At 36.2% G+C, this 6,458-nt stretch carries 3 protein-coding genes; all 3 read right to left on the bottom strand.

Features of this window, described 5'->3' with window-relative positions; all coding sequences use genetic code 11:
* Positions 1 to 7: 7 nt before the first annotated feature.
* Positions 8 to 3,031: a non-ribosomal peptide synthetase gene (locus tag JCM16418_RS22045; protein ID WP_036653296.1), complete on the bottom strand. Its 3,024-nt coding sequence runs from the start codon at positions 3,029 to 3,031 to the stop codon at positions 8 to 10.
* Position 3,032: 1 nt separating this feature from the next.
* On the bottom strand, positions 3,033 to 4,295 hold the full coding sequence (locus tag JCM16418_RS24025; protein WP_052020682.1) for an ATP-grasp domain-containing protein: 1,263 nt from the start codon (positions 4,293 to 4,295) through the stop codon (positions 3,033 to 3,035).
* Positions 4,292 to 6,458 (bottom strand): non-ribosomal peptide synthetase (locus JCM16418_RS22055; RefSeq protein WP_148298888.1); only part of this gene is annotated, 2,167 nt, incomplete at its 5' end. The genes JCM16418_RS24025 and JCM16418_RS22055, both read right to left, overlap by 4 nt.

A 6,458-nucleotide genomic window follows, 5' to 3' on the forward strand; every position in this document is an offset into this window, starting at 1 on the left:
CGAAAGATTATGCTTTTTCAGCAATCATTGAATCAAGAGCCCCTTTAAAAAGCTCCTCCAGGCTTCTCATCGTTTCATATTCAAACAGGTCGTCCATATACTCCCATTCTATTTGTAAAGATTCATCCATATCGTAAATTTGCATATTCAACGAAAACATTCCTTCATGTGGAATGAGAGGTTTTACCAAAATATTGTCTCCTAAAAAACGTGTTTGAATAGAGTCTTTATCATGGTATGCAATCAAAGTATCATGAAGATAGGTATCGCCCATTTTTCGTTTTAATTTATAGACAAATTCAACAGGTACACTTTGATTTCGTTGTGACTCCCTCAATTGATTGACAAATTTCAGATGTTCATTTGTGGTCGTGCCAGATTTAGAAAGAATCCATAAGGTATTAGTTAACATGGAAACGGAGGGTATGCTTGAGACTTTCGAGTATTCACGACTAGGCGTTGCGAATGTTACATCTTCGCTACCTGTGATTAGATGTAGAAATTGGGAATATCCTAGAGCCAGTGCTTCAAAGATCGTAATTTTATTGCTGAAGCTCCATTCTTTTAATAAAGCTGTTCGTTCTGCCCCCAAAGAGAAATCAATATGATTATTTCTATTGGATATGCCATCCACATCTACAATATCGAATGGAAGTGGATTCATCCCCTTATATTCTTTGAAATGATTTTCCCAAAACTTTTCAGATGAATCCTTATTTTTATAAAACTCACTTCTGGATTCTTCAATCAGTGTCGAATAGTTCAAAGGCAAATCTCTAAGCTCCTCGTTATCATACAAGCTGTTTAAATCTTGTAAAATATTCTTCAAGGAGAAGCCATCTACTACAACATGATGGAAGTCCATGAACAGCCAACTCCCCTCATCATTTCTGATGATCTCAAATTTATATGGGAAATCATTTTGTAAGTCGAAAGGGGTAATTAATTGATCTACATTAAGTTCAGCCACACTCTCTTTTACTTCAACAGTGTAGTTTTGTTGAATGATCTGAAATGCCATTCCTTCACGAAACACAAATCGTGTCCTTAAACTATCATGCCGATCAACAAGCCCATGTAAAGCCTGCTTCAAGAGAGCTATATCGATCGCCTCTGGAAGCTTGAGCAGAAGAGGAATATTATATCGTGTAGTATTCGGATTAATAGTATAATCGATGAAAATCGCTTCTTGCTGATTCAGCAATTTCAATTTTTCATGATGACTAGTCGAGAAACTCGGGTTAGCCTTTTCACTTTTTTCCTTATCCAAAACAAGGTGAATCAGATCATCAATACTTGGACTCATAAGCAGGTCAATAGGTTCAATATCAATTTGAAATTCCTTATTGATCTCATCAGAAATATATATACTTGTTAATGAATCCAAACCTATTTCAAAGAATGAAATCGAAGTATCTTTTACAGTACAATTCATACTTTTTTCGATAATATTAATAATTCTAGTTACTTGTTCATCACTATCATGTACTTGATTTAACTCTATATTAGTTAAATCAGCACTTTGATGTTGATGTTCATGAAGTAAATTTTGGATTTTTTTGTAATCCAGTTTTCCATTTGAATTCATAGGAAGACTCTCTACAATACAAACTTGTGCCAATACAATATGTGCAGGCGCTACCTTTTTGAATTGAATACGGATTTCCTCTTCAGATATATCAACTGTACCTTGGGTAACAATACAGCACGCCAATGCCTTCTCACCGTTTCCGTTTTCGATCACACTTACCGCAGAAGATTGAATCCCCTTAATTCCATTTAAAATCTCTTCTACTGCGTTCATTTCGATTCGAAAGCCACGAATTTTAATTTGGCGATCTTTTCTACCCTTAAAAATGACGTTTCCGGCATCGTCTATCGCCGCTAGATCACCAGTTCTATACAGTTTCCCAACTCCATATGGATTCTGGATGAACTTTTCTTCAGTTAAATGTTCGTTACCAATATAACCAGCTGAAACACCCTTGCCTCCGATGAAAAGTTCCCCAACGCTGTTCATTTCTAAGATGGATAAATTTTCGTCCAAAATGTAGACATTTGCATTTCTAATTGGTTTACCGATTGGAATGAAATTTTCATTAATGACAGAAACAATTTTATGAATAGTAGAAAATGTGGTGCACTCCGTTGGCCCATAACCATTGTAAATAATGATGTCCTGATTACTTAAGAGCACCTTGTTTACATCTTTGGGATGAACAACATCCCCACCAACAATGAGCTCCTTTAATCCAGCAAACAATTCAATATTTTTTTCAACAGCAATGGCGAACAAAGGAGCCGTTAACCACATCATATTCACTTCGTATTTTCTGATCAGCTCACTTAAGTAATTGAAATTCGTAACTTTCTTAAAATCCGGGATTACCAATTTCCCTCCATTCAAAAAGGTTCCCCATATTTCAAATGTTGAGGCATCGAAAGTAGGTGCTCCTGTTTGGAGAATTACATTTTCACTGGATAAACTTACACAAGCATCTTCTGTAGTCAAATTGATAATGTTTCCATGGGTCACTTTCACGCCTTTTGGAGTACCCGTAGTACCAGATGTAAACATGATGTAAGCTATATCACCTGTACTGACATGATCCCCCTTATAGTTAATTTTAGATGTTGGAAGTCCACGGGAAGTCTTCAATATCTGAATACCAGGAACATTCAAATCGGAGTCAGAAAATACGAATTTGATTCCGGCCGATTGAGTTAGACTTTCTAAATAGCTTTCATTTTCTTTATTCGATAATGGAACATAACTAGCCCCAATTTTAGTTAAAGCAATGATAGATATGACGTATTCAAGACTGTTGTTAAATAGTATGCCGATCCTGTCACCAAACTCTACGCCAGATTCCACAAAAAAGTGGGCCATATTGTTTGCCCTTTGATTCAAAGCTTGGTAAGTCAATTCTTCATTCAAATAAACAACCGCTTTTTGATAAGGATACTTGGATACTATAGCGTTAAAACAGGTACCCAGGTTTACCTTTACCTTTGCATTGTTGTTCTCCATATTATTGCAGCACCTCTCTCTTTGGAGTGGCTATCAAGGGTTTCACTTGACTACGGACCAGATTAATTGTTGTATCAAACTCTTGGAAATTATCAGACTCGCCATATACAATCCCAATATTATTCTCAGTTCCAAGACGAGAATCTATGATCTCGCCCTCTTTTTTCGTGATTTTTATATGGATAACGTCTTTGTAATTACTCATTTGATCCAGTCCTGTTATTCCTTGATAAATTCCATTTTCAACAATAGGTGGGGTTAGAAAAATTTGATAATATACTTTTTTAATTGGATCCGATTCAATTACCACTTCTTTATTCAACGATATTTGTAAAGTTAAGCTTATTAAATCGATTCCTGTAGCTCTCTTCAGTATTTCTGAAACGTACCCGCCCATTCTACCGTTGACCTCAATTATTTTAGGACCTTCTTCCGTAATTTTTATTTCCGTGTGCGTTGTTCCACTTGTAATGTTCAGTGCCTTAATTGCTTCTAACTCTACGGATCTAACTTCATCCTCAATTTTTTTGGAAAAAGGATGAGGTAAGAACATCCCACTCTCTGAAAAATGTTGTGTTAACGGTAACTTTCCTGTAATCGCGAGTTGAGTTGAACGTCCTTCTTGATGAATGGATTCAACCGATACATAATCTCCATAAAAAGAATGTTCGCTTTCTTTATTGCCCACCAAAAACTCTTCTAGAATATATTCGTGATCTGTAGGGAATTCATTAACAGCCTTCTGCAATTCCTCGTAAGAATTCAACTTCTTGGTCCATTTACTGCCAGCTCCCACAACCGGCTTAATAATAGCTGGAGTGCCCACTGTCAATAAACTTTGTTCCAGATTATTCTTATCCAATCTAGTAAACTTGACCGAAGTAGCTTTGCTTGTGGAAAGGATTTCTCTTTGTCTAAATTTATTGACTAAAATCTTTGCAGTTTCCACTGAATTACCAGTCAACCCTAGTTTTTCGACAAAAAAAGAGGTCTCTACTAACTTGTACTCACTAAAGGTAGTGATCCCATCCACTTTCTCATCTCGTAGAATATCTTCAATGGTCTCTTCAGATAAATTCGAGATGTTATAAGAAGTCACATGTTTCTCTAACATCTTCATTTGCAATAAATCATCTTTAGAACACTCTTCTCTATATAGAAAAACTATTTTACATATGCCAATGGATGCAGCTTGGATGGATAGTGGAGTAGCAGAACCCGTACCATAAAAAATCGCTACTTTTGGAAGCATTTTTCCCGTCATACCTTCACTTCTCCTAATTCCTTTTGCTTCAAGAAAGCTCGCATACTATTTGGCGATGAATTCAGGTATAAATCTTTCAGCATAATATTTGGATTGACCTTTTGTTTCAACTCTGTTAATAGTGACACCGCCAGTAGCGAATTCCCTCCAGATTCGAAGAAATTATCATCTTCACCAATTCGTTGCCCCAAAATCTTGCACCATATTTCTAAAAGATCATCACCTGAATTAGAAGCACTCTCCGACTGATAAGGTTCATTTTGTTCATCTATCAGCTTTTTGAAATCCACTTTTCCATTTATAGTAAGTGGTATCTTTTTAACTCGCACTGCTTTTGAAGGAATCATATAAGAAGGCAGTTCTTTTAACAAAATATCCTTAATATCGTTAGAACTATAATCTATATTACTTTCAAAGAAGGCAAAAATTTGCTTATGTTCATCAGCGTTGTTATTTGGGTTGTGGACAGTTACAACTACATCATGGACACCAGAAATACGAATGATCTGTTTCTTAATTTCATCCAGTTCAATCCGATAACCTCTGATCTTCACTTGGCTGTCTATTCTTCCTAAGTAATCGATACTCCCATCGGATTTCATTCTTCCAAGGTCGCCACTTTTATACCAGCGTTCTCCTGATGTTTTTTCGATAATAAACTTTTCTGTAGTAAGCTCCTCCCGATTTAAATAACCGTTAGCAAGACCTAAACCCCCTACCCAAATTTCACCTTCAACTCCCAAGAGGCAAGGCATTTCATATTGATCTCGGATAGATATCTTCCACCCATTTAAAGGAACCCCTATACTCTGACTAATTGTGTCCAAATTTCTTTTTAAAATATTTTGATAAGTCACATGAACAGTAGTTTCGGTGATCCCATACATGTTCACTAGTCTGCACTTACTGGAAGAATACCTTTGGAACCATTTTTTCAGCTTGGTATTATCTAATGCTTCTCCGCCAAAAATAATTAACCGGATCGAATTTAACCGGGGTATTCTTTGTTCGGATTCAATATTTTGTAAGGCATAAAACGAAGATGGTGTCTGGTTTAATACAGTGACCTTATGCTCGATAAGCAAATCATAGAAATCGTACAAGGAGGTGGCCGTTTCTCTGGCAACTACAACCAATTTGGCCCCAGTTAATAAGCTCCCCCACATCTCCCAAACAGAGAAATCAAACGAAGAAGAATGGAACATGGTCCAAACATCATTCGGTAAAAGCCCAAACTCTTTTTGAGTCGCTTCTATTAATGATAAAATATTGTCGCTAGAAACTTTAACGCCTTTAGGCACGCCTGATGTTCCAGATGTATAAATCACATAGCCCGATTGGGAAGTATAGGAAGGAAGATGAATGTCATTAATTTGTTCCAGATTTGTTTGTTGTAATAAATCAGTAGGGTTTATCTTTACATGATTAGCCTCTTGAAAATTGTTGCTAAGACTAGATATGAAGAATTTGGCTCCGGAGTCTTTTAGGATAAATGAAATTCTATCCATAGGGTAGTTAGGGTCAACAGGGATGTATACACCACCAGCCTTGATTACGCCTATCATTAATAATATAAGTTCATTATCTTGGTTTACAGAAATAACTGCCATGTCTTCCGTTTTAAAACCTTGTTGGATTAGATATCTGGCAACGAGATCACTTCTTTGTTCCAGTTCTTCATAAGTGATGTCTCCTTGTTTGTCTGAGAGAGCTACTTTGTGAGGATATCTTTGCACTATCGTTTTTAATCTATCAAGCACATTTTCTTGTATAAACAAATTGTTCCGTCTAATGTACGGGGTCATCAATTCATTTAAGAGTTGAATCATACTGGAATCTGAATCATTGTGCGTAGTGGTTAAAAAGTGCTCAAGCAAGATACCGAATTGTTGAAGGACATTCGAATCAATCGTTTCGTTACTTGCCTGTAACGTTAGAGTCTGAACAGTGCCTTCATGTTCTAAGATCACCAAAGTCAACGAATATTTAGGACTTAAATGGGGTGTATAATCATATTTCTTATCCCCTAAATCAATAGAGATAATTTCTACTGAATAATCTATGCCTCTATCGTTCTGATTGGTGTTAATTGTCCCATCTTGGTTCAGTTTTCCCTTTAGAATGGTTTGTCCAGCAGTAGTTAATTTATTTAAATAAACACTA

The organism is Paenibacillus pini JCM 16418 (assembly GCF_000576305.1).
Taxonomy (GTDB): domain Bacteria; phylum Bacillota; class Bacilli; order Paenibacillales; family Paenibacillaceae; genus Paenibacillus_AQ; species Paenibacillus_AQ pini.